2 protein-coding genes are annotated in these 906 nt (G+C 48.0%); one reads left to right on the top strand and one right to left on the bottom strand.

Annotated elements, in window-relative coordinates:
- Positions 1-351: SDR family oxidoreductase (locus A3762_RS02075; RefSeq protein ID WP_156493142.1), on the top strand; the 351-nt coding region annotated here is incomplete at its 5' end.
- On the opposite strand, the gene A3762_RS02070 is transcribed toward A3762_RS02075, so the two are convergent.
- Positions 348-906 (bottom strand): M23 family metallopeptidase (locus tag A3762_RS02070; RefSeq protein ID WP_156493141.1); only part of this gene is annotated, 559 nt, incomplete at its 5' end. The two genes, A3762_RS02075 and A3762_RS02070, sit on opposite strands and share 4 nt — an antisense overlap.

Genomic DNA, 906 nt, shown 5'->3' with positions numbered 1-906 from the left:
AAGAATGCACGAATAGTCGGCGTCAGCTCTATTTCTGGCATAGCTGGCAACTTCGGCCAAACAAATTATGCGTGTTCGAAAGGTGGGCTAGCCGGTTATACACAGGCTATGGCAAGCTCACTCTCTAACGGCATGACCATTAATGCTGTCGCACCNGGGTTCATAGAAACCAGAATGACAAGCAAGGTACCTTTTGTGCCAAGAGAAGTAGGACGCCGATCAAACGCGTTTTCACAAGGAGGTTTACCAATTGACGTCGCTGAGGTCATCGCCTTTATGTGCCAATCAGCATCACAAGCGATCAACGGTAATGTTGTGCGCGTTTGCGGCCAAAGTTTGCTAGGACGCTAAAAACCTTTAGGCAAATCAATATCAAGCACTAAGGCTGGATCAACACGTTGGTCCAGCCAGTTCATACGCCAATCAAGGTGAGGCCCTGTAGATCGACCACCTGAGCCAATCTTTGCAATCACGTCGCCTTGGCGAATCTCATCACCCTCTTCCACCAAGATTTCGCTTAAATGAATAAAAGTGGAACTCAGACCGTAGCCGTGATCAACGATAAGCGTTCCGCCCGAGTAATACATATCAGGATGAACTAGCGTCACAACACCACTCGCTGGAGCGATTACCGGATCACCTGTTGGGCCGGCATAATCAATGCCGTAATGAGGCCGCTTAGGGACACCGTTATATACACGCTGACTTCCGTATACACCCGTAACTCTCCCCTCTGATGGCACCACAAACTTTGTAATGAAATCGGTTCGATCAAGCATTGTTTTGCGCGCTGATTTGACCAAAGCCGTTTCTTTACGGATTCGCTCTAAACGCTCAGGTGGTGGATTGACAGTCTTCTGCGGGACTCCTTCAATATATTGGGTTTTATAATCACGTTTTTTTAGG

It is taken from the genome of Oleiphilus sp. HI0125 (genome assembly GCF_001635355.1).
This window is presented reverse-complemented; position numbering and strand designations above follow the sequence as displayed.